Genomic DNA, 24863 nt, shown 5'->3' on the forward strand with positions numbered 1-24863 from the left:
ATGGAGATCATTACTTCTTTAGATGAAATAAATTTGGGGTCTTGCAAAAGTGGAGTCGCCTTGGGAACCTTTGATGGTGTCCATATTGGCCATCAAACCCTTCTGATCAATCTGGTGGATATGTGCAGAAGGAATCATTTGAACAGCATAGTATACACATTTCGCAATCATCCTAGGAGCTTGACTTCTGTGAAAGGTGCTCCTGAAAAAATCATGTCGGGAAAAAGTAAATTGCAAATGTTCAGGGAGTTGGGCATCGACTACGTTGTTTCCGTTGCATTTGATGATTATCAAAGAAGCTTGCATCCTGAACAATTTATCAAGGAAATTTTGATAGAGAAGCTCCATATGGCCTATGGTGTGGTAGGCTTTGATTACCGTTTTGGATATAAAGCCCAAGGAGATGTCAATGTATTAAGACAATTCCGCCATAAATACGGATATGAACTGATGAGCATTGGTGCAATTAAAATTGAGGAAGAAGTGATTAGCAGTACGGCTATTAGAAAATTTATTCGTGAAGGCAATATGGATAAAGCCAATTTATTCTTGGGACGAAAATTTTCCCTTGAAGGAATTGTTGTAAAAGGAAAAGAATTAGGTCATAAACTTGGTTTTCCAACGGCAAACATTTCTATAAAAGAAAATTTGGTGTTGCCGAAACCTGGAGTATATTATACAAAATGCATTATTGATCATAAAATCTATTATAGCATTACAAATGTAGGATACAATCCTACCTTTGGTGAAAATCCCATTACCGTGGAAACCCATGTGCTTCATTTTCATGGGGATTTATATGGAAAAAAAATCGAAGTCCAATTTTATCATCGCTGCAGGGAAGAAATAAAATTTTCAACCATTGATGGCCTGATCATGCAAGTGCAACGGGATATTCAGTCTGCAAAGCGATTCTTCAACATATAATTTTTTATGGATTTGTAAAATAAGGAATTTTTCTTCTTTACAATGGTACAAGATTATGTTATTATTATATATCGTGAAGAACCATATGCTATGTCATACGAAGCTCCGACGTATTACTTGGCTTATGGGGATATTTTGTTGGGGAGGTGAAACTATGGCAGTCAATAAAGAAAAAAAGTTATCTATTATTCATACCTTTCAGGTGCATGAAAATGATACGGGTTCTCCCGAGGTGCAAATTGCACTGTTAACATCAAGAATCAACGAGTTAAATGAACATTTAAAAGTTCACAAAAAGGATCATCATTCACGTCGTGGACTTTTAAAAATGGTAGGGAATCGAAGGAATTTGCTGAACTATCTTAAAGAGAAGGATATCGAAAGATACAGAGCAATCGTTGAGAAACTGGGTCTAAGAAAGTAGTTATAATTGAGCGGGTATATGCCCCGCTCTATTATTTTACGAAAATACAGAGAGGATTTTTATTGCCCGTGTAGGAAATAATATTAGCAATGTAGAATATATTTCCTGTAATATTGAAAATAAAAGATGAGGAGGTTTCTAATGGAGAAAATTTTTAAAACTATCATTGGCGGCAGACCATTGGAAGTTACGATAGGAAAATACGCAGAACAAGCCAATGGTGCAGCTTTTGTCAGGTATGGAGATACCGTTGTTTTAGTGACTGCCGTTGCATCGTCTCAACCAAGGGAAGGGATTGACTTTTTTCCACTGAGTGTAGATTATGAGGAGAGACTTTATTCTGTAGGAAAGATCCCCGGAGGATTTATCAAAAGGGAGGGAAAACCCACAGAAAAAGCAATATTGACTTCCCGGCTGATTGACAGACCTATACGGCCCTTATTCCCCAAAGGCTATAGAAATGATGTACAAGTTGTAGCTACAGTTCTCTCTGTGGATCAAGATTGCACGCCCGATGTGGTTGCCATGATTGGGTCATCCATTGCCCTGTCGATTTCAGATATACCTTTCAATGGCCCGACGGGATCTGTCATCATCGGATTGCTTGATGGACAAATGGTCATCAATCCCACGGCAGTGGAAAGGGAAAAAAGCCAACTGCATTTGGTGGTATCCGGTACGAAGGACGCCATCATGATGGTAGAAGCCGGTGCCAATGAGGTTTCTGAAGAAACGATGCTGGAAGCCATCATGTTTGCCCATGAAGAAATCAAAAAAGTGGTCAGCTTTATTGAAGAGATTGCCCAGGAGGTAGGCAAACCGAAGCAAGCGTTGCAGCTTTTTGAGATTGACAAGGAAATTGAAGGGGAAGTCAGGAAATTTGCTACCGATAAAATGCTAGCAGCCATTCAAACGGTTGATAAAGTCGAAAGAAACGAAAATATGGAGAAGGTCAAGCTGGAGACCATGGAACATTTTCTTGAAAAATACCCTGAAAAGGAAAAGGATATTGCCGAGACTTTGTATCAAATTACAAAGGAACAGGTGCGAAAAATGATCCTGGAGGATGGTATCCGACCCGACAACCGCAAACCCGATGAAATCAGAGAAATCACTTGTGAAGTAGGGGTTTTGCCCAGAACCCATGGGACAGGCCTGTTCAGGAGAGGACAAACCCAAGTTCTTACGGTGGCGACCCTTGGTGCCATTGGAGACGCCCAAATTTTGGATGGCCTTGGGGAAGAAGAGTCCAAAAGATACATGCATCATTATAATTTTCCTCCATATAGTGTGGGAGAAGCAAGGTTTTTAAGGGGACCAGGCAGAAGGGAAATCGGGCATGGGGCCTTGGCGGAAAGAGCTTTAGAGCCGGTGATACCTCCAGAATCTGATTTTCCTTATACCATTCGTTTGGTATCGGAAGTCTTAAGCTCCAATGGCAGTACATCCCAAGCTTCTGTATGCGGCAGCACCTTGGCCCTGTTGGATGCGGGCGTACCCATCAAAGCCCCTGTTGCCGGAATTGCCATGGGATTGATTAAAGAGGGCGAGCGCATCTCTATCTTAAGTGATATTCAAGGAATGGAAGATTTTTTGGGAGACATGGATTTTAAAGTTGCAGGTACGGCCAAAGGCATAACGGCGATACAAATGGATATTAAAATTGAAGGAATCAATAGGGAGATCCTGGAAAGAGCCTTGGACCAGGCTAGAGAAGGAAGATTGTTTATTCTTGATAAGATGAATGCCACCATTTCTAAGCATAGGGAAGAGATATCGCCGTATGCCCCAAGAATTATAAAAACAGATATTCACCCTGATAAGATCAGAGAGTTAATTGGGCCGGGCGGAAAGACGATCAATAAAATCATTGATGAAACCGGCGTCAAGATTGACATAGAGGACGATGGCAGGGTATTTATCACTGCGTCCAATGTGGAGTCAGGAAATAAAGCTCTAAGGATGATAGAAGGCATAGTGAAGGAGCCCCAAGTAGGAGAAATCTATATGGGCAAGGTGGTTCGCATTGTAAATTTTGGTGCCTTTGTTGAAATATTGCCCGGCAAAGAAGGATTGGTACACATTTCGAATATTGCAAAGGAAAGAACTGCAAAGGTAGAGGATGTATTAAATATTGGCGATGAAGTCCTAGTAAAAGTGATTGAAATCGATAAACAGGGCAGGATCAATCTTTCAAGAAAAGATGCCTTAGTGGATGCCTCACAGACGGAAGGGCAGGAAAAATAAAAAAACATAAACCAATTAGGTTTATGTTTTTTTATGTACAGAATATATATTTAATGGATGAATAAAAACCAATAGGAGGGAGAGGAAATTGAAAGTGTATATGCTGTCTAAAAGACATATTTTCATCGGCACAATCTTTTTGATAGCGTTTATCCTAGGGATATTGTGTTGGATGGGACTTGCAAAAAATACATTTACCTATAAGTCCCATGGGGAGCCCATCAGAAACGGTGATCCTGCATCCAATAAAATGGCCATTACCTGCAACGTGGATTGGGGAAATGAGGTGATACCGGAATTATTGAAGATACTAGATGAAAAGAATATCAAAATCACTTTTTTTGTAACAGGAAGATGGGCTTCCAACAACCCGGAACTTTTGAAAGAAATATATCACAGAGGCCACGAGATCGGCAATCATGGATACGGACATAAAATGCACAGTAAAATCAGCAGAGAAGCCAACATATGGGAAATCAAAAAAACTGAAGAAATTATTGAAAATATCATCGGAGTAAAATGCAAGTACTTTGCACCGCCGGCAGGAGATTTTAATCAGACGACCTTGGAGGTTGCCGGTAGTCTTGGTTATAAGACGATTCTTTGGAATATTGATACCATTGATTGGCGAGAGGATTCTACGGCCGATGTTATTATCAAGAGGGTTATGAATAAATCCCACAGAGGTGCGATTCTACTGATGCATCCGAAGCCTGAAACCATAAAGGCCCTTCCCTACATCATTGAAAAGATAAGTGAAAAAAATATTAAGATAGGAACAGTTTCCAATTTATTGCACTAGAAATCTTTTTCTCTTGATTATTTCGTAATACTAAATTATAATATTTTATATGCTTTTGACAAAAAATTTAGGAGGATACGATGGTTGAAAAACATAGATTAAATAACGGAGTAAGAGTTGTTATTGAAAAAATTCCCCATGTGAAGTCTGTTTCCATTGGCTTTTGGGTAGGCGTTGGATCAAATCATGAAAATATAAATAACAATGGTATTACCCATTTTATTGAACACATGCTTTTTAAGGGTACAAAAAACAGAACGGCAAAGCAAATTGCGGAAAGCATAGACAGCATAGGGGGGCAGCTGAATGCCTTTACCAGTAAAGAATGTACCTGCTATTATGCCAAGGTGCTGGATGCCCGTCTGCCCGTAGCAGTAGATGTGTTGACGGATATGCTATTTCATTCCACATTCAGCGAAACAGAAATAGAGAAGGAAAAAAGTGTTGTCTTGGAAGAAATCAATATGTATGAAGATTCTCCCGAGGATCTTGCCCATGACTTATTGGCTCAAACGGCATTTCACCATCATCCCTTAGGGCTACCCATATTGGGCAGTCATGAGACGGTAAATCGTTTCCACCGGGAGATGCTTCTGGATTATGTGAGAGACAATTATACGGCAGACAATATTGTCATATCGGCAGCGGGAAACTTTGACCATGAACAATTGTTTCGATTATTAGAGGAAAAGTTTGCAGGACATTTTGCCATAGGGGCAGAGAGACAGGAGGGGAATCTGCCGGTCTTTCATAGGAATGCCTCCATTCGATACAAGGATATTGAACAGTTGCATTTATGTATAGGGCTAAAAGGGGTGCCTTTAGGGGATAAGGATTTATACCCTTTGTTGGTGATGAACAATGTATTTGGCGGGAGCATGAGTTCTCGTCTGTTTCAAAATATAAGAGAGGATAAGGGTCTTGCCTATTCTGTTTTTTCCTATCCTTCCTCCTATAAGCAAATCGGCATGATGACAATTTATGCAGGAATCAATCCGAGCCAGCTTTCTGAAGTGGCGAAGTTGATTAACGAGGAGATCCAAATTATTAAGAGAAAAGGACTGACGGAGGAAGAACTGTATAAATCCAAGGAACAATTAAAGGGAAACTATATATTGGGGTTGGAAAGCACTAGCAGCAGAATGACAGCTACAGGAAAATCGGAGCTGCTCTTAAATCAAGTCTATACGCAAAAAGAAGTGTTGGAAAAAATTGATGCTGTTACCTTTGAGGAAGTCCATCAGGTCATTCAAAAAGTCTTTGATTTGGAGTATACCTCTGTTGCTCTCGTGGGAAAAGCCGATGCCAAAACGGATGTCCACGCTTTCCTAAATTTTTAAGATATTAGCGGGTGCTAATGTCTTTTTCATTTGTTTCTGATTTTTCTTATAGATGATTGCACAAAGATTTTATTTTTGGGAGGGAAAGGAATGTATCAAGTAAAAATCATGAAAAAATCGAATGTGCTGCTGCCTCAATATGAGACGAGTAATGCTTCTGGTATGGATTTAAGGGCAGATTTGGATGAAGAGATTGTTTTAAGGCCCGGTGAAAGGGCTTTGATCCCCACGGGAATTCATATAGAGCTTCCTGCAGGATTGGAAGCTCAAGTCAGGGCCAGAAGCGGCCTGGCGATAAAATACGGTGTGGGCCTCGTCAACGGTATAGGTACCATTGACAGTGACTACAGAGGTGAAATCAAAATACCTGTCATCAATTGGGGGCAAGAGGATTTTTTGATTAGACCGGGAGACCGAATTGCACAATTGGTTATCTGTAAGTATGAAAAAATATCTTGGGTACCTGTAGAGCATCTCGGGGAAACGCAGAGGGGTTCCGGTGGCTTTGGGCATACGGGAATTGAATAACAGGTATATTCTTTCACCATGAAAAATAAACATAGAAATAAAAAAAGGACTTGTATAGTTGCCAGTCATCAGTCACCAATACTGATAGCTGGCAACTGATAACTGGCGACGAACTGCTATTCAAAAAATATGGCTTTTTCAAGTAAATTCAATTTTGAAGCTGCAAATCTATCTGTAGAATTGGAGGGAGAAGCATGAAATTAAGCAAGCTGGGAGGAAAGGAAATTGTAAACTTAACTGATGGAGGCAGGCTTGGCATCGTTGCTGAGTCAGATTTGCTGATTGACGAAAAAACTGGAAAGATCAAATCATTGCTGGTGCCGGACTTTAAAAATCAGTTGTCCCTTTTTTCCGATAGGAATTTTATAGAAATTCCTTGGAACTGTGTCAGAAAAATCGGCAATGATATGATCATCATTGAGCTGGAAGAAGAAAAAACTGGCCGTAGAAAATTTTCTTTATAACATGATCTATGGAAGCAGATGGGTAGTGGATGAATGTTTATAAAAATTTTTTTAGATGATTATTCCGCCTAGAGGTATACACCAATCTTTTTTTTCCATCATAATATAAAAATATAGAAAGAATTGGTCAAATTTAATAGAATTTCTTATTAATTTATGCTAATATAAAGGTAAACATTTGGTAAGGAGGACAAAAATGAATATCATTATTCAAAAATTTGGTGGAACCTCTGTGGCGACGAAAGAACTAAGGGAAAAAGTAGCAAGAAAAGTGATTCAGACAAAGGAAGAAGGGAAATCCCCTGTAGTAGTGGTTTCTGCCATGGGACGCAGTGGAGACCCCTATGCAACAGATACCTTGATCAATTTGGCAAATCATGTTTTTCCAGAACACAGCAGCAGGGAACTGGATATGATGATGGCTTGCGGGGAAATCATTTCTGCAGTCATTATGGCAAATACAATCAAATTCATGGGATATGATGCAGTTGCTTTAGCGGGATTTCAAGCGGGAATCATCACCGATGATCATTATGGGGATGCAGAAGTGATCCGTGTGGATGGTGAAAATATATTAAGTTTGATAAAAAAGGGAAAGATTCCTGTGGTTGCAGGCTTTCAGGGCATCACGGTATCCGGGGATATTACCACTTTAGGTCGGGGAGGCAGCGATACCACGGCTGCCCTTTTGGGTGAGGCCCTTCATGCGGATGTGGTTGAGATTTACACAGATGTAGATGGTGTTATGACTGCGGATCCAAGGCTTGTCCCTGAGGCAAAGGTCATTGATACCATTTGTTATGATGAAATATATCAAATGGCAGAGGACGGAGCCAAAGTGGTACATCCCAGGGCTGTTGAAATTGCAAGGAGGGGAAACATTACTTTAAAAATCAAAAATACTTTTTCCGATGCGCCGGGTACGACCATCAATGGGCAAATGGGATTTAGAAATAAATCTTACAGAAGCATGGCGGGGGATGATTTGATTACGGCAATTGCCCATAAAAATAATATTACCCAAGTAACGGTGTATTTTGAAGACTCTGTGGAGGCAAATGAATTGTTAATGAATGAATTGACAATTCATCATATCAGCATTGATCTCATTAATTTTTTTGCCGATAGAAAGATCTTTACTATCGATGAAAAATATACGGATCTATTGGAGCAAATTTTAGCAAAGCATCATTATCAGTATCAATGCATAAGGGGATGCAGCAAGATCACGGCCATTGGCCATAAAATACGGGGTGTGCCAGGTGTTATGGCAAGAATCGTAAAAGCATTGTCCCATCAGGGGATAAAAATACTGCAAACATCGGATTCCCATACCACTATCTCCTGCCTTGTCCGTGGAGAAGATATGGAGAGAGCGGTTAATGCTTTGCATCGAGAATTTCAACTTTCTTAATCTTGCAAAAAGCTGCTATACGGAAAGTTTTCGTATAGTAGTTTTTTTTATGGTAAAAATAATAAATGAAGATGCTGGAAAGATACAATCGCCTTTTCCATACAAGAAATTTCCTAGAAGGACAGAGACTCAAACAATAGGAGTGTGAAAGAATGTATCAAAACGAAGAAAAGACGCCGGCAACGCCTCCTGCGGCACCATCCCAGCCCGATGCTCCGGTGACGCCACAACCGAAGCTAAAGTTGAAATCTACTTTGGAGCATGTGAAACATGTGGGAACCCATAACATACCGGACATGCCAGGAAATATCCACTATCTGACGATTATAGGCCACATAGAAGGACATATGGTAGCACCTCCTCAAAATAAATCGACCAAATATGAACACATTATTCCCCAGCTTATTGCCGTAGAAGAAAATCCCCGAATTGAGGGGCTTTTGACCATATTAAACACCGTGGGGGGAGATGTGGAGGCAGGGTTGGCCATTGCAGAAATGATTGCAAGTTTATCAAAGCCTACTGTATCCTTGGTCTTAGGTGGAGGACACAGCATCGGTGTACCCTTGGCAACAGCCAGCAACTATTCGTTTATTGCCCCTACGGCTACGATGACCATACATCCCATCCGAATGAACGGATTGGTCATTGGCGTTCCCCAAACATTTAAATATTTTCAGAAAATGCAGGATAGAATTATTCAATTTGTAACAAGGACATCCAAGATGTCCAGAGATGTCTTGATTCGGTTAATGAATGAGACGGATGAAATTGCCAATGACATCGGAACAATCTTAATTGGAAAAGAAGCTGTAGCATTAGGCTTGATCGATGAGGTGGGCGGGATCAAAGAAGCGATGAAAAAATTGGAGCAATTGATCGAAGCCAACAGGAGCAAAAAACTGGAGTTGGAAGGAGGTTCTGTGAATTTACAATAGAATAATTCAAGCCCATATGTTATAATATCAATGTTAAAGTGTTAATATTTATGATTAACACTTTATTTTATTTTCTTCGGTAAATCTATTTTCCAATAGGATGCTTGAATCATGGGTATGATTTGATGGTCCCATTGTTTTGCCGATTATTGTTGCAGCACAGGTTGACTGTGCTTTTTCTAACAACATATCGAGGTGAGTAAGGAATGTCAAGAAGACAAAGGAAAAAGGAACAGGCAAAATCTCCTCTTTATCATGAAATTATTTCTCTTTTCATTATTTCTATCGGAATATTGGTTCTGATTAGCCTGCAAACGGAATCTTCCGGCGAGATCGGGAAGTTAATCAAATATATGCTGAAAGGACTTTTATCGCAACCGGCCAATCTGCTGCCCTATGTGATCATTCTATTCGGATTGTTTACAATGGCAGGAAAAATAAAATCAATTGACAAAAAGCTCAAATTTACAGTGCCCATCATATATCTATCCTATGTCATACTCTACGGGATTTATCATATGGACCTGAATATGGAGCATTTTTTTCGGCTTGAAAATTTAGGAAAAGCCTACCGGGATGGAGTGAACGGCCAAGGAGGAGGTTTGATTGGAGTAACCTTAGGGTCCGTCTTTATTAAACTTTTTGGCGTCAATGGCAGCTATGTTATTCTCATTACCGTGATGGTTGCTTCGGTAGTCGTCATGACGGGCATATCTTTAGTCACATTGCTTACAAATTGCAAAAACGGAGTGGTTCACTTTTTTGTGACCTTAGGGCAGGCCTTATTGGATTTTATACAAATGCCAGGGGAAAAAGAAAAAGAGCCTGCAGCGAGCAAGGAAAATACAAATCTTAGAAATGAAAATGGTCGGGCTGTGAAAGAATATGCAGATACATTTATGACGAAAACAGATGTTTTGGATGATAAAATCAAAATATTGGATTTTACAAGGAAAGCCGATGGAGAGGAAAAAATGCAGGATTTGCCCGTAGGACCGAAAAATGATGAAAAAAAGCAGAAACAAGGAACTTCTGATGATTTTGATGCAGATTCGATTCCCATGCAACTTGCCCAGGCTTCAAAATCCAATATAGAATATAAGATGCCAAGTTTAAATCTGTTGGAAAATGGCGCTGCTATAAGCAGTAAAAACGATAAAAGAGAAATTATCAATAAAGCAAAGATCTTGGAGGAGACCCTGCAAAATTTCGGTGTTGATGCAAAAGTAATGCAGGTAAGCAAAGGGCCTGCCATAACACGATATGAGATTCAACCGAGTCCAGGGGTGAAGGTAAGCAAGATTGTAAGCCTGTCCGATGATATTGCCCTCAATTTGGCTGCATCCCATATACGAATAGAAGCACCGATTCCAGGAAAGGCTGCCGTAGGAATAGAAGTTCCTAATGACACTATTGCAACAGTAACGATAAAGGAAGTCTTAAGCAGTGAACAGTTTACGGCCAATGAATCGAAATTAACTTTTGCCCTTGGAAAAGATATCGCAGGGAATCCTATAACGGCGGATTTGGCGAAAATGCCCCATCTTTTGATTGCAGGCGCCACGGGGTCAGGAAAAAGTGTATGTGTCAATGCACTGATTACAAGTATACTTTACAAGGCTACCCCTGATGAAGTGAAGTTTTTGCTGATAGATCCCAAGGTAGTGGAACTAAATAATTATAATGGCATACCCCATTTGCTGATCCCTGTGGTGACGGATCCGAAAAAGGCGTCAACTGCTTTACATTGGGCTGTGCAAGAAATGACAAACAGATACAAGGTCTTTGCCCAAAATGGCGTCAGGGATATTCATGGATACAACGAAAAGGCCCTTAGAGAAGGAAAGGAAACCTTGCCTAAAATCGTGGTGATCATTGATGAGCTGGCTGATTTGATGATGGTTGCCCCCGGCCAGGTGGAAGATGCCATTTGCAGGCTGGCGCAGATGGCCAGGGCTGCGGGCATGCATTTGATTGTTGCAACCCAACGGCCTTCCGTTGATGTCATTACGGGGGTTATCAAGGCCAACATCCCTTCCCGAATCGCCTTTGCAGTATCTTCCCAAGCGGATTCCAGAACGATTCTGGACATGGGAGGAGCGGAAAAGCTTTTAGGGAAAGGGGATATGTTGTTCTATCCTGTAGGGGCTTCCAAGCCAAAGCGCGTGCAAGGGGCGTTTATTTCCGATGTAGAAGTGGAAAGGGTTGTTTCCTTTATTAAGGAACAATCGGCTGACCATCATCCTTATGAACCTGATATTATTGATAAAATTGAAAATGATGGAATCGATGAAGGGGAGACTGCGGATGATCTTTTAAAGGAAGCCATCGAATTGGTTGTGCAAACAGAGCAGGCCTCTATTTCCATGTTGCAGCGAAGATTTAGAATTGGTTATAACAGAGCTGCCCGATTGATTGATGCCATGGAGGAGCGAGGAATCGTCGGCCCCCATGAAGGCAGCAAACCAAGGCAAGTTCTTGTTACAAAAGAAGAACTGGAAGATATTCAGAGTCAAATATAAAAAATCTTTCATTGGTACATACTCATATATGATGGATAAATTATTATGAGAAACTGAGGAATGTCTATGTTGAAATCGATACATGTGAAAGATGCGCTTAAAATAAAAAATAAGCTGTTCATTGATGTGAGATCCCCATCGGAGTTTCAGGAATCTACCATTTCCGGGGCAGTGAATATTCCAATTCTGGATGATGAGGAGAGGGCCCGGGTTGGTACGGTATATCGCCAAGAGAGCCCGGAGAAAGCTACAATCCTCGGGCTGGACTTTGCAGCCCCAAAACTGAGTCGTGTGTATGCAACCATTCAGGAATATGCAAAAAAATATGATGCCGTGATCGTATTTTGCTGGCGGGGAGGCATGAGAAGCAAATCGGTCTGCAGCTTTCTTGATATGCTCCATGTTGCCAACATATATCAGTTGGTCGGGGGATATAAGGCCTACAGGAAATATGTGGTGGATTTTCTGGAAAATGGGATTGCTCGATTCCGATTTGTGATGCTTCACGGCCTGACGGGAGTGGGTAAGACCCATATCTTAGGAAAATTGAAGGCATCGGGACAGCCCGTACTGGATTTAGAAAGAATGGCACAAAACAGCGGTTCTGTTTTCGGAGATATTGTATTTGAAGGGACACCCCCTACCCAAAAAACTTTTGAATCACGGATATTTCACACCCTCTATGACCTAAAGGAAGATTATGTATTTGTGGAGAGTGAAAGCAAAAGAATCGGCAATGTACAGATACCGGATTCCTTATACAATAGAATGATTGACGGATTTCATATCTTGATTCATACTTCTATGGAAAACCGGATCCGCACCATACTGCAGGATTATGTAGAACATTTGGATGGAAAAACCCATAAAATCATCAATGCCATCCTTCATTTACGGAAACGGCTGGGCAATGATGTGGTTTCAAACTTAATCGGAAAAATTGAAAATAAGGATTATCTCTATGTTATAAAATATTTATTTGAACATTATTATGATCCCCTATACCAATATTCTATTGATAAATACAAACCCTATGACATTGTCATTGATTATGAGACAATGGAAGATGCTGTAAAGATATTGCAGAATTTTGCAAAAATAATTTGACCGCAGGGAAGAAAGGAGTTCATACCATGACATTGAAAGTTTATGTGGAGTCTCTGGGCTGTGCAAAAAATCTGGTAGACTCGGAAATCATGATGGGTTTGCTGTCCCAGTATAATTATCAACTTACCAATGATCCAACGGAAGCAGATATTATTATCGTGAATACATGCGGTTTCATTGAAGCCGCAAAGCAGGAGTCAATCGATACAATCATAGGATTGGGGAGGCTGAAGGAAACAGGAAATTGTAAAATATTGGTGGTGGCAGGCTGTCTAGGGGAAAGGTATGCCGACGAGTTGTTGAAAGAGCTGCCGGAAGTGGATGTCATCATTGGCACAGGAAATTATCCGGAGATTATTCAGGTGATCGATGAAGCTTTGAAGGGGAATCGGATTGCAAAATCAGGGGATGTGGATGTAAAAATTTCTGAAGATTTGCCCCGCCTCTTGGCCACCCCCGGCTATACGGCCTATCTGAAAATAGCCGATGGTTGTGACAATTGCTGCACCTATTGCATTATTCCGAAACTACGGGGTTCTTATCGCAGCAGATCTATGGAAAACATTCTTGAAGAGGCAAAGGCCCTGGAACAAAAGGGCGTGAAGGAACTTATCCTTATCGCACAGGATACTACCCGATACGGGATTGATCTTTATGGTGAACTGAAGTTGCCGGAATTGTTGAGAAAGCTTTGCATGATTGAGGGAATCCAGTGGGTTCGAGTCTTATACTGCTATCCCGATGTTATTTCCGATGAGCTTATCGATACGATGGCCGAGGAGGAGAAAATATGCAAGTATTTGGATCTACCGATCCAGCACTGCAATAATACCATTCTAAAAAGAATGAACCGCAAGACAACCAAGGAGCATATATTGACGATGATTGAAAAACTCAGAAGGCGAATGCCGGATATTGCCCTTCGAACTTCGTTGATTGTTGGATTTCCCGGGGAAACAGAAGAACAATTTGAGGAATTGAAATCTTTTGTGGAAGAGGTAAAATTCGATAAACTAGGAGTCTTTACTTACTCCCAGGAGGAAGATACGCCGGCTGCAAGATTGAAAAACCAGATTGATGAAGAAACCAAAAATGCCAGAAGAAATGAAATCATGATGATGCAAAAAGAGATTTCCTTGAAAAAAAACATAGAGAAAATAGGTAAAATATATGATATACTTGTAGAAGAAAAGGTTGAAGAAGATAATGTGTATATTGGGAGAACGGCTTATGATGCACCGGAAATCGATGGAATTGTATATTTTCCCGCAGTATGCTCCTTGAATCCTGGCGACTTTGCAAAAGTTAGGATTACAGATGCCCTTGAATATGATTTAATGGGAGAGATGATATACAATGAATCTTGCGAACAAGTTGACAATTGCTAGGATTTTTTTAGTTCCTGTTTTTATGATTGTATTATTAAATAAAATACCCTATGGGATGTATATGGCGGCTGTAATATTTACCATTGCTGCCATCACGGATACGTTGGACGGGTACATTGCCAGGAGCAGAAACCAGATTACCAAGTTTGGGAAGTTTATGGATCCTTTGGCGGATAAACTGTTGGTGACTGCTGCGCTGGTTTCCCTTGTACAGATGGATAAATTGCCTGCTTGGATTGTGGTAGTGATTATATCGAGGGAGTATATCATCAGCATATTGAGGGCTGTGGCAGCTTCGGAAGGCATTGTGATTGCTGCGAGCTGGTGGGGAAAGCTGAAAACTTTAACCCAGATCATTGCCATTATATCAATCTTGCTGGACAATTATCCCTTCCGGCTGATCGGTTTTCCCTTCAGCACGATGGCCTTATGGCTTGCGGTGATCTTAACCGTAGTATCCGGAATAGACTATATTTATTTGAACCGACATCTGCTAAAACAGTAAGCAAACATAATGATGGAAAACCCTTGGGATTGAGATTCATGGCAAATCACCAGGCTGCTTTTTTATTTAGAGAAGCGGTGCAGGGCTGAGCAGAAAGTGAAAAATTCCAAGGGTTTGTCTACAAAGCAAGCAGCACAGCTGCTTTTTTGCTATTTCAACCAATCAGCGGGAGGGAGATTAGAGATGAATGCTTCCATTATCAGCATAGGTACTGAACTTCTTTTTGGGCAAATTACCAATACCAATACTGTTTTCTTATCACAGAAACTCAATGAAATAGGAATCAACGTCTACTATCATTTTACGGTTGGGGATAATCCGAAAAGATTAAAAGAAACGTTACTGTATGCCATGGAAAAATCAGACTTGCTGATAACAACGGGGGGTTTAGGGCCTACCCAGGATGATTTGACAAAGGAAACTATTGCCCGGGTATTTGATAGAAAAATGGAACTTCATGAACCCAGCTACCAGAAGCTGTACAGTTTTTTTTCAAAGCTGCATAGACCCATGACGGAAAATAATGTGAAACAGGCATATTTCCCAGAAAGGGCGATTATTTTGCCTAATGATGATGGCACAGCTCCGGGTTTTATTGTGGAGGAAGGGGAGAAAGTAGTCATTTCCTTTCCAGGACCGCCCAAGGAAATGACCAATATGTTTACAAATTATGCTCTTCCCTATTTATTGAAAAAATCCAATCAAGTGATACATTCAAAGATATTGAGGTTTTTCGGAATCGGAGAATCATCCCTTGAAACGGAACTTTTGGATCTTATCACTTCACAAACGAATCCTACCATTGCTCCTTATGCAAAGGAAGGAGAAGTGACTATAAGGATTACGGCCAGGGCGAAAAACGTTGAAGAGGCTGAGGGGTTGATCAAGCCCATTGTGGAAGAAATAACCAGTCGTTTGGGAGAATATATCTACAGTGCTCATAATGAAGAATTGGTAGATGTGGTGGGAAAAAAACTCATGGAGAATGGTATTACGGTCTCCTTGGCGGAATCCTGTACAGGAGGGTTAATCTGCGCTAAATTGACCTCTGTTGCTGGAATTTCCCAGTGTTTGGACAGAGGGATTGTCACATACAGCAATGAGGCAAAGATCCATGAATTAGGGGTTCAGCCAGAAACTTTAAAAAAATATGGTGCTGTCAGTGAAGAAACTGCAAGAGAAATGGTCCTGGGTCTAAAGCATAAGACAGGCAGTGCTTTATGTCTGTCTGTAACCGGTATCGCTGGACCCGGCGGCGGTACAAAGGAAAAACCTGTAGGTCTTATATACATGGCTGCCGTGTACAAAGATCAGATTGTATGCAAAAAGCTTCACTTGTTTGGCGATCGGGAAAGAATTCGAAATCATGCGGTGCTCCATGCAATGAATTTGATTAGAAAGCTGATAGGGGCATGATATTTCCTATTGACCCTTGGAGGGAAATCATGTATAATTTTATTAGAACATTTGTTCGTGAACATTTGAAAGGCAGGTGAAGACCAGATTCAAAAATCTGGGAAAATATGCAGGAGAAATTAAAGGCTTTGGAAATTGCAATGAATCAAATAGAAAAACAATTTGGAAAAGGTTCTATTATGAAGTTGGGAGAGGATACTTCCAGACTTAACGTTGAGGCCATTTCTACAGGATCACTAGACTTGGATATTGCCATCGGCATCGGGGGCATACCGCGAGGAAGAATTATTGAGATATACGGTCCTGAATCTTCCGGTAAAACGACCGTTGCACTCCATGTGATTGCAGAAGTGCAAAAAAATGGCGGCATTGCTGCCTTTATCGATGCAGAGCATGCCTTGGATCCAGTGTATGCAAAAAATTTAGGTGTAAATATCGATGATCTGATTGTATCCCAACCGGATACGGGTGAACAAGCATTGGAGATTTGCGAAGCCTTGGTAAGGAGTGGTGCTATTGATGTAATTGTCATAGATTCTGTTGCCGCCCTAGTGCCGAAAGCAGAAATTGAAGGCGATATGGGAGATAGCCATGTGGGCTTGCAAGCCAGACTGATGTCCCAAGCCTTAAGAAAGTTGGCCGGAGCCATTAACAAATCCAAGACATCGGCCATATTTATTAACCAATTGAGAGATAAGGTAGGGGTTATGTTTGGCAACCCTGAAACAACTACCGGTGGGAAAGCACTGAAATTCTATGCTTCTGTTCGGTTGGATGTTCGAAGGGTTGAATCCATCAAACAGGGAGAAGATGTAATCGGCAGCAGGACAAGGGTGAAGGTAGTAAAAAATAAGGTGGCGCCGCCATTTAAACAGGCGGAGTTTGACATTATGTATGGGACAGGAATTTCCAAGGAAGGCAGCGTATTGGATTGTGCTGTAAATATGGAAATTGTTAAAAAATCAGGTGCATGGTACAGTTATGGAGAGCATAGGCTGGGACAGGGCAGAGAAAATGCAAAACAATTCCTAGCGGATAATCGGGAAATTCTTTTGGAAATTGAGAACAAAGTCAGAAAAGCCAATAACCTTCCGCTGGTAAAGACAGATGCAGCAACAGAAGAAAGTAATGCATAATCCCCTTAGGGGGATTTTAGTTTGTAGACAAACCCTTGAGATTTGGCTTTCTGCTCAGACCTGCGTCGCTTTTCTAAATAAAAAAACAAGGAAAAAAGCGGCTTGCTGATTCGCGACGAAGCCTACATCTCAAGGGTTCTTACTTATCCCGTTACTTTTTCTACAGACTGTAATCCTATTAGGGATTTTTTTTGGTTTTTTGATTTTGTTGAAATTGACTTATTGTATAGCAGAAAATGGTTATAATACTCTAGTGTACGGAATATCAACTTGACAGTATATGAAAAAAGATATAAAATAAAATCAGTGAATGGTGTATCATTGTATAATTCAAGAGGCCCAGCAAGTTTTTTAAATTTTACTCTATAATATCATAGTGAAAGATTTAAAAACCGAGGCTTCTCGGTTTTATTCGTGTTTGTATTTTTATATGGGGAGGTGTTTCAATATTAATGGCGTTTATTTCATTGTTACTATTGTTGTTATGGCAGCCGTCAGTTTTATCGTAGGCTATTTTGTTAGAAAAAATATTGCCGAAGGCAAAATAAATAATGCAGAGCAAAGGGCCAAAGAAATCTTGGCAGAAGCTCAAAAAGATGCTGAAACAACAAAAAAAGAGATCCTGCTGGAAGCTAAGGAAGAAGTACACAAATTAAGAAGTGACTTTGAAAAAGATAGCAGAGAAAGAAGAAATGAAATTCAAAGACTGGAAAGAAGACTTCTGCAAAAGGAAGAAACCTTAGACAGGAAGTCCGAGAATTTGGAAAAGAAAGAGGAAATGTATAATAAAAAATTGAGAGAGATTGCAGAAAAGGAAGAACAAATTAAAGAACTTTATCAAAAAGAACTGCAAGAACTGGAAAGAATCTCGGGCCTTACATCAGAAGAAGCAAAAGAATTATTATTAAACGATATACAAAAAGAAATCAAACATGAAGCTGCCATGATGATTAAGGAAATAGAACAAAAAGCCAGGGAAGAAGGCGAAAAGAGAGCTAAAGAAATTATTTCCTATGCAATACAGAAATGTGCTGCAGATCACGTGGCTGAAACAACGGTATCTGTCGTTGCTCTTCCGAATGATGAAATGAAAGGAAGAATTATCGGTAGAGAAGGTAGAAATATAAGAGCTTTAGAAACATTAACAGGGATAGATCTGATTATTGACGATACACCAGAGGCAGTGATATTATCAGGCTTTGATCCGATTCGAAGAGAAGTTGCAAGGGTTGCCCTTGAAAAATTGATTGTGGATGGAAGAATTCATCCGGCAAGGATAGAAGAAATGGTAGAAAAAGCCAAAAAAGAAGTAAATAATATGATAAAAGAAGAAGGCGAGCAAGCCACTTTTGAAACCGGTGTCCATGGCCTCCACCCGGAACTGGTGAAATTGTTGGGAAGATTAAAGTTTAGAACAAGTTACGGGCAAAATGTTTTAAAACATTCTATCGAAGTTTCTCATTTAGCAGGTCTTATGGCTGCAGAGCTGGGAGCAGATGTGAAAATTGCCAAGAGGGCCGGGTTATTGCATGACATAGGAAAAGCTGTTGATCACGAGGTGGAAGGTACCCATGTGGAAATAGGCATTGACTTGCTGAAAAAATATAGGGAATCCCATGAGGTAATCCATGCAATGTCAACCCATCATGGAGACTATGAACCTCAGACCATCGAAGCAGTGCTGGTGACTGCCGCTGATGCCATATCTGCCGCTAGACCGGGCGCCAGAAGAGAGACGCTGGAAACCTACATCAAACGTCTTGAAAAGCTGGAGGAAATTGCGAATTCTTACGAAGGTGTAGAAAAATCCTTTGCCATTCAAGCCGGCAGGGAAATTCGAATTATGGTTAAGCCGGAAGAAATGAGCGATGAGGATATTATTTACTTGGCAAGAGATATTACCAAAAAGATTGAAAATGAACTGGAATATCCCGGACAGATTAAAGTAAATGTAATCAGGGAAACCAGAGCAATTGAATATGCCAAATAACAAAGTCTTCCGTTGGAAGATGGCAAAGACGACTTTATTGAAACATATGACGGAAATTATGGCTTATCCGCTGTTTATGTAAGGTACATAATTTCCCATGGTTAAAAAAGAAGCTACGGCTTCTTTTTTTTTAAGAAGGAACAATTTGTTTAAATTTTCTTATTTCTTTTTTAGAAAAAAAAGGATTTGCAGGGTACATGTAGAATATAATACAGCAATATAAGATTTATCTAAAATAAACCAAACCAACTCTATTATTAAAGGGGGCTTTCATCATGGAAGTATTAAAAGTATCAGCAAAGTCAAATCCAAATTCTGTTGCAGGAGCATTAGCTGGCGTTTTAAGGGAACGCGGGGGTGCAGAAATCCAAGCTATTGGTGCAGGTGCTCTGAATCAAGCAGTGAAAGCAGTAGCTATTGCTCGAGGATTCGTTGCTCCTAGTGGTGTTGATCTCATTTGTATTCCTGCCTTTACAGACATTCAGATAGACGGAGAGGAAAGAACGGCCATCAAGCTGATTGTAGAGCCGAGATAGCTAATAATGTCTAGGGGGACCTGTTTTCCATACAGGTCTTTTATTTTTTCACATAAATAAAACAATTTGTGATAATCTATGGATATAGGAGATAAGATTTTCCCATTGCAGTGCCGGAAATATAAAAAATTTATTAAGCGAATAGAGGGGGCATAGGCTTTGATAATAGACATGCATGTTCATTCCACGGCTTCAGACGGGGTTTTAAGCCCTTCAGAGATTATCCATTGGGCTGTGAGACTGGGATTAAAAGGAGTAGCAATTACCGATCATGATACAGTGGATGGTATCCAAGAAGCCATTGTTGCTGCAAGAGAATATGACCATTTTATTTTTATTCCCGGGATAGAATTCAGCACACAGCAGGATGACCATGAAATTCATATTTTGGGATATTTTATTGATCATTTGCATCAAGACATTCTTCAACTTACGGAGAAAATAAAAGAAGATCGCCTGCAGCGAGGCATTAAGATGATAAAAAAACTAGCTGAGATAGGATATGAGGTGACTTTTGAGGAAGTGTTGTCTCTATCCCAGGATGGTGTTGTAGGTAGGCCCCATATCGGAAGGCTTCTCGTAAAAAAGGGATATGTGGCCTCTGTTCAAGAGGCCTTTGATAAATTATTGGACAAGGGCAAAGCTGCTTATGTGGAGCGATTCAAACTGACACCCTATGATGCCATTGATACAATAAAAAAAGGAAAGGGTATACCTGTATTGGCTCATCCAGGACTGATTGATCGAAAAGTGAATATTTTAGACATTATCCGTAATGGAATCCAAGGAATAGAAGTTTATCACAGCAAACATGGTGAAGCAGATACTGCATATTGCTTAAATTTGGCAAAAAACCATGGATTGCTTGTCACAGGCGGCTCTGATTATCATGATACTTTTATTGCTGGAAAGCCTGCCATCGGCAGCATCGGTGTTCCCTATGAAACCATTGCACCATGGATAGAAGGATTTCGAAAGTAAATGCAAAAAAACAGGCAAACTTCTATGTCTTGTTTGATCCTACATGGAAAAATATGAACATTTGGAAACAGCGGATCATTTCATAGTTGGTGGTATATAGTGCGATAAATTCATGTTATAAAGATTTATCAAAGACTTTACTGAATGATCAAATATTCTATAACATGAACAAAAAAATTTTTTTAGATTATAATGTTTGTGAATTAGACGGAGGTATTGTATAATACTAATGTAAAGAATAGAAAGGAGTGGAGATTTTGACATCAATATATGAAAATCCGCTAATTACAAGATATGCTAGCCGGGAAATGGCCGAATTGTTTTCTTCAGACACGAAGTTCAGAACTTGGAGGCAACTATGGATAACCCTTGCAGAGGCACAAAGAGAGTTAGGATTGGATATATCTGAAGAGCAGATAGAGGAAATGAAAAAATTTAAGGATGATATCAATTATGATGTAGCGATAAAAAGAGAAAAGGAGACAAGGCATGACGTAATGGCCCATGTCTATGCCTTTGGTGTCCAATGTCCAAAGGCCAGGCCGATTATCCATCTGGGTGCCACCAGTGCCTATGTGGGAGATAATACAGATATCATTGTTATGGCTCAGGCTTTAAAGCTGATCCGAAAGAAACTAATCAATTTTATGGATAAGATGGCCAAATTTGCCATGGAATATCGACATGTACCTACTTTGGGATTTACCCACTTTCAACCGGCGCAATTAACTACCGTGGGTAAGAGGGCAACCCTTTGGTTAATGGATTTTCTCATGGATTTTGAAGATCTGGAGTATGTGTTGGAACATATGATGTTGCGAGGCGTCAAAGGAACAACGGGAACACAAGCTAGTTTTTTAAGTCTTTTTGATGGAGACCATGAAAGGGTAAAGAAATTAGATCAATTGGTTGCACAAAAACTAGGATTCGATAAAACTTTTCCAGTAACGGGACAAACCTACTCCAGAAAACTGGATTATAGAGTTCTTTCCGTGTTATGCGGAATTGCCCAGAGTGCCCATAAAATGACCAATGATATCAGGCTGCTTCAACATTTAAAGGAGGTGGAGGAGCCTTTCGAAACCACACAGATCGGTTCTTCTGCAATGGCCTATAAGAGAAATCCTATGCGGAGTGAGAGGGTAGCATCTTTGGCGAAATACGTGATCTCCAGCGTAATGAATCCTGTCATCACTGTATCTACCCAATGGTTTGAAAGGACATTGGACGATTCAGCCAATAGAAGAATATCCATCCCTGAGACATTTTTAGCTGTGGACGCTATATTGGAAATCTGCATCAATATTGCCAGTGGTTTGGTTGTATATGAAAAGGTGATTCACCAGCATGTAATGAATGAGTTGCCCTTTATGGCTACGGAAAACATTTTGATGGAAGCTGTGAAAAGAGGGGGAGATCGTCAGGAGCTGCATGAGAGAATAAGGGTTCATTCCATGGAAGCAGCAAAACAAGTAAAAGAAGAGGGAAAATCAAATGATTTGCTCATGCGTATTGCTAAAGATGATGTATTCCAACTTTCTTTAGAAAATATAAATGATTTGGTGGATCCCCGCCTATATATCGGTCGTGGGCCGGAACAGGTGGCGGAATTTATTAACGGGCATATTCAGCCGATTATAGAAAAGAACAAAGAAGAATTAGGATTAGAAGTGGATCTTAAGGTATAATCGGATCCATAATGAAAAATGCGAGACCCATCTCTTGCATTTTTTTTTATACCTGAAACCAAGCAGGAAAAAAAGTAGAAATGTAGTAATAAAAAGTCAAGAATGTTTTTAAAAGTGAGATCATTATGGATTTTGGTCTGGGAATAGGGGGGTGAAGATATTGTTGGAAAATAAAATGCTTTACCATAGGGTTCATGAAATATTATCTGCCAATATTGTAAAAGCAAGACCAACTGCAAAAGTATGGGAGGTAATGGAGGCAATATTAAAGGAAAATATATCGGAAGCACTTATTGAAGACGAAAATGAAAAGCTGGTAGGTATGATTACTTTAACGGATATTTCTGCAATAATGAAGGCAGGGCACGATTTGTCTGCGCCTGTATCGAACTTCATACAAACAGACATCATCACAGTGTCCGGAAATGAACTGATCAGTGAAGCAAGAAAAATGATGATTGAAAATAAAATTGGAAGGCTTCCCGTATGCGACGGAGATAGAATCATAGGCATTATCAGAAGTGATAATATTCGTGACAGTTATTATATGAAATTGGAAGCTATCAATCGGCAATATCAACATATCATCGATAATATGCACGAAGGCGTTACGGTAACAGACGCAGCAGGATATGTGATTTTTTGGAACAAAAGTGCTGAAAAAATTTATGATATTAAGGCAAAGGATATATTGTACAAAAGATTGGTAGATTTTTTTCCAACTGCGCTAACTTTATCTGTATTAGAAAATAGGACGGCCATAGAAAATGTATATCATTCGCCAAAGCCCAACTATTATATCATTATCAGTGCATTACCGATTTTTATTGATGGTGAATTTATGGGTGTTGTGGCAACGGAACGAGATGTGACGGAATATAGAAATCTATCGGTAAGTTTAGAAAAAGCAAATTACCAAATCAATCTCCTCAAGGAAGAGATGGAAAAAATCACAACGGGAGGTTTTTCTTTAGGCAATATCATCGGGAAAAGTCCCATCATACAGGAAAAAATACAATTGGCAAAACATGTATCTCATACAGATACAAGTGTCCTGATTACTGGAGAAAGTGGAACAGGAAAAGAAGTTTTTGCCAGATCTATCCACTACCATAGCAAAAGACAAGGACACTTTGTCCCCGTAAATTGCAGCGCCATTCCCCATACTTTATTTGAAAGCGAATTTTTCGGATATGTGGGAGGTGCCTTTACAGGCGCCCTAAAGAAAGGAAAATTGGGCTACTTTGAGCTGGCCAATAACGGAACCATTTTTCTTGATGAAATTGGGGATTTGCCCCTAGATTTGCAGGCGAAGCTGCTGCGAGTCCTTCAGGAAGGCAAGGTGCTGCGAATCGGTGCGGAAAAACCTATCCCCATCGATGTTCGTGTGATTTCTGCTACAAACAAGAATTTAAAAGCCATGGTAAAAAAGGGAGAATTTAGAGAGGATCTTTATTATCGTCTTAATGTGGTAGAAATAGAATTGCCTCCTTTAAGAGACAGGAAGGAAGACATTATATTATTGTTTGACCACTTTTTACAAGAAATTTGCCAGAAGAATCAGATCAAGATCCATCATATCGATAGGGAAGTGTTTGATATATTATATCAATATGATTGGAAAGGGAATATCCGCGAGTTAAGGAATACGGTAGAATGTATGGTTGTATTGAGCTATGACAACAAGATTACTGTAGAATCCATACCCCAATATATCATGGAAGGAGCTGCAAGCACCATCAATTTAAAAAGGAAGCCTTCCAGTCTTGACGAAGCTTTAAGGGCGTCGGAAATCGATATGATCCGGAAGGCGATGTCAGAAGCAAAAGGAAATAAAGCCAAGGCTGCTCAATTGTTGAATATTCCCAGGAGTACCCTATACTATAAATTGAATCAGTATGGACTATGAGGTATGTCAGAAATCCGGCAGATGTCAAAAAATTGACATCTCTTTTTTTATTTGTTTTCCCTATATTTATATGGAAAAATACTGATTTTAAAGGATTTTTGCTGTCATGAAGGCAGTTTTTCGTGTCGAAAATCTGACATAGAGACATGGGTTTTTCTTCAGGAATTTTCCATAGGACTGTTTCCATGAAAAGGTTTGCAGAAGATGCTATAGAAAAATAGCGGCAAACAATTCTAAATAATCTTAAAATTATGGCATATTATTTGCTTATACATGAAATCAGTGTGTTATATTTTACGATTCATCTCATACATATAAATATGCTTCATAGGTATTTATTGTGAAGTTTTTTATAAATAGCAAGCAAGATGTGCAGTGATGGCGGGCAACAGAGAAAATCTTGTTTGATTTATATAGGGAAAGGAGGGTCGGGCATTTTTATCAATATCTTATAAAGGAGGGTTTGTATGAGTCAAAAAAAAGAGCAATGGGGAAGCCGATGGGGTTTCATTGCAGCATCCATCGGTATGGCCATAGGAACCGGCAACGTATGGCGGTTTCCAAGGGTGGCAGCGGCCAATGGAGGAGGTCCCTTCATTAT

21 protein-coding genes are annotated in these 24863 nt (G+C 40.0%); all 21 read left to right on the forward strand.

The annotated features are described in order from the left end of the window. Positions 1-927, forward strand: coding sequence for a bifunctional riboflavin kinase/FAD synthetase (locus AN619_RS07710; RefSeq protein WP_068556147.1), 927 nt, complete (start codon positions 1-3; stop codon positions 925-927). 154 nt (positions 928-1081) lie between these two features. Continuing rightward, entirely contained in the window at positions 1082-1351 is a 270-nt protein-coding gene (gene rpsO / locus AN619_RS07715) for a 30S ribosomal protein S15 (protein WP_068556148.1), read from the forward strand. A gap of 141 nt (positions 1352-1492) precedes the next feature. Beyond that, positions 1493-3598 carry a polyribonucleotide nucleotidyltransferase gene (locus AN619_RS07720; RefSeq protein ID WP_068556149.1) on the forward strand — a complete coding sequence of 702 codons (2106 nt, stop codon included), beginning with the start codon at positions 1493-1495 and terminating at the stop codon, positions 3596-3598. 94 nt (positions 3599-3692) lie between these two features. Beyond that, positions 3693-4400 (forward strand): polysaccharide deacetylase family protein, encoded by a 708-nt coding sequence (locus tag AN619_RS07725; protein WP_242867350.1) that lies wholly within the window; start codon positions 3693-3695, stop codon positions 4398-4400. An 80-nt stretch (positions 4401-4480) separates the two neighbouring features. Beyond that, on the forward strand, positions 4481-5740 hold the full coding sequence (locus AN619_RS07730) for a M16 family metallopeptidase (RefSeq protein WP_068556151.1): 1260 nt from the start codon (positions 4481-4483) through the stop codon (positions 5738-5740). Positions 5741-5830: 90 nt separating this feature from the next. Further along, entirely contained in the window at positions 5831-6268 is a 438-nt protein-coding gene (gene dut, locus AN619_RS07735; protein WP_068556152.1) for a dUTP diphosphatase, read from the forward strand. A 194-nt stretch (positions 6269-6462) separates the two neighbouring features. Then, on the forward strand, positions 6463-6732 hold the full coding sequence (locus AN619_RS07740; RefSeq protein WP_068556153.1) for a YlmC/YmxH family sporulation protein: 270 nt from the start codon (positions 6463-6465) through the stop codon (positions 6730-6732). A gap of 196 nt (positions 6733-6928) precedes the next feature. Next, positions 6929-8146: an aspartate kinase gene (dapG, locus tag AN619_RS07745; protein WP_068556154.1), complete on the forward strand. Its 1218-nt coding sequence runs from the start codon at positions 6929-6931 to the stop codon at positions 8144-8146. 152 nt (positions 8147-8298) lie between these two features. Continuing rightward, positions 8299-9084, forward strand: a complete 786-nt coding sequence (locus AN619_RS07755) for a ClpP family protease (RefSeq protein ID WP_083525037.1) — start codon at positions 8299-8301, stop codon at positions 9082-9084. 206 nt (positions 9085-9290) lie between these two features. Beyond that, positions 9291-11606, forward strand: coding sequence for an FtsK/SpoIIIE family DNA translocase (locus AN619_RS07760; protein WP_068556156.1), 2316 nt, complete (start codon positions 9291-9293; stop codon positions 11604-11606). Positions 11607-11672: 66 nt separating this feature from the next. Beyond that, the gene (mnmH, locus tag AN619_RS07765; RefSeq protein ID WP_068556157.1) at positions 11673-12713 is read left to right on the forward strand and encodes a tRNA 2-selenouridine(34) synthase MnmH; all 1041 of its coding nucleotides are present in this window, start codon (positions 11673-11675) and stop codon (positions 12711-12713) included. 26 nt (positions 12714-12739) lie between these two features. Continuing rightward, positions 12740-14101 (forward strand): 30S ribosomal protein S12 methylthiotransferase RimO, encoded by a 1362-nt coding sequence (rimO, locus tag AN619_RS07770; protein ID WP_068556158.1) that lies wholly within the window; start codon positions 12740-12742, stop codon positions 14099-14101. Continuing rightward, positions 14070-14606, forward strand: coding sequence for a CDP-diacylglycerol--glycerol-3-phosphate 3-phosphatidyltransferase (gene pgsA, locus AN619_RS07775; protein ID WP_068556159.1), 537 nt, complete (start codon positions 14070-14072; stop codon positions 14604-14606). The genes rimO and pgsA overlap by 32 nt, the downstream gene beginning before the upstream one ends. 183 nt (positions 14607-14789) lie before the next feature. Then, on the forward strand, positions 14790-16022 hold the full coding sequence (locus tag AN619_RS07780) for a competence/damage-inducible protein A (protein WP_068556160.1): 1233 nt from the start codon (positions 14790-14792) through the stop codon (positions 16020-16022). Positions 16023-16129: 107 nt separating this feature from the next. Then, a complete protein-coding gene (gene recA, locus AN619_RS07785; protein WP_068556161.1) occupies positions 16130-17158 on the forward strand; it encodes a recombinase RecA in 1029 nt (342 codons plus the stop codon). A gap of 430 nt (positions 17159-17588) precedes the next feature. After that, positions 17589-19148 (forward strand): ribonuclease Y, encoded by a 1560-nt coding sequence (gene rny / locus AN619_RS07790; protein ID WP_068556173.1) that lies wholly within the window; start codon positions 17589-17591, stop codon positions 19146-19148. 275 nt (positions 19149-19423) lie between these two features. Next, a complete protein-coding gene (spoVS, locus tag AN619_RS07795; protein ID WP_068556162.1) occupies positions 19424-19684 on the forward strand; it encodes a stage V sporulation protein SpoVS in 261 nt (86 codons plus the stop codon). A gap of 159 nt (positions 19685-19843) precedes the next feature. Next, on the forward strand, positions 19844-20665 hold the full coding sequence (locus AN619_RS07800) for a PHP domain-containing protein (protein WP_083525039.1): 822 nt from the start codon (positions 19844-19846) through the stop codon (positions 20663-20665). Between the two features lie 257 nt (positions 20666-20922). After that, positions 20923-22353 (forward strand): adenylosuccinate lyase, encoded by a 1431-nt coding sequence (purB, locus tag AN619_RS07805; protein ID WP_068556163.1) that lies wholly within the window; start codon positions 20923-20925, stop codon positions 22351-22353. Positions 22354-22513: 160 nt separating this feature from the next. Next, entirely contained in the window at positions 22514-24262 is a 1749-nt protein-coding gene (prdR, locus tag AN619_RS07810; RefSeq protein ID WP_068556164.1) for a sigma-54 dependent transcriptional regulator PrdR, read from the forward strand. 467 nt (positions 24263-24729) lie between these two features. Further along, the coding region (locus tag AN619_RS16590; protein ID WP_157064954.1) for a hypothetical protein at positions 24730-24863 on the forward strand (134 nt) is incomplete at its 3' end.

This window comes from Thermotalea metallivorans, assembly GCF_001562415.1.
GTDB classification, from domain to species: domain Bacteria; phylum Bacillota; class Clostridia; order Peptostreptococcales; family Thermotaleaceae; genus Thermotalea; species Thermotalea metallivorans.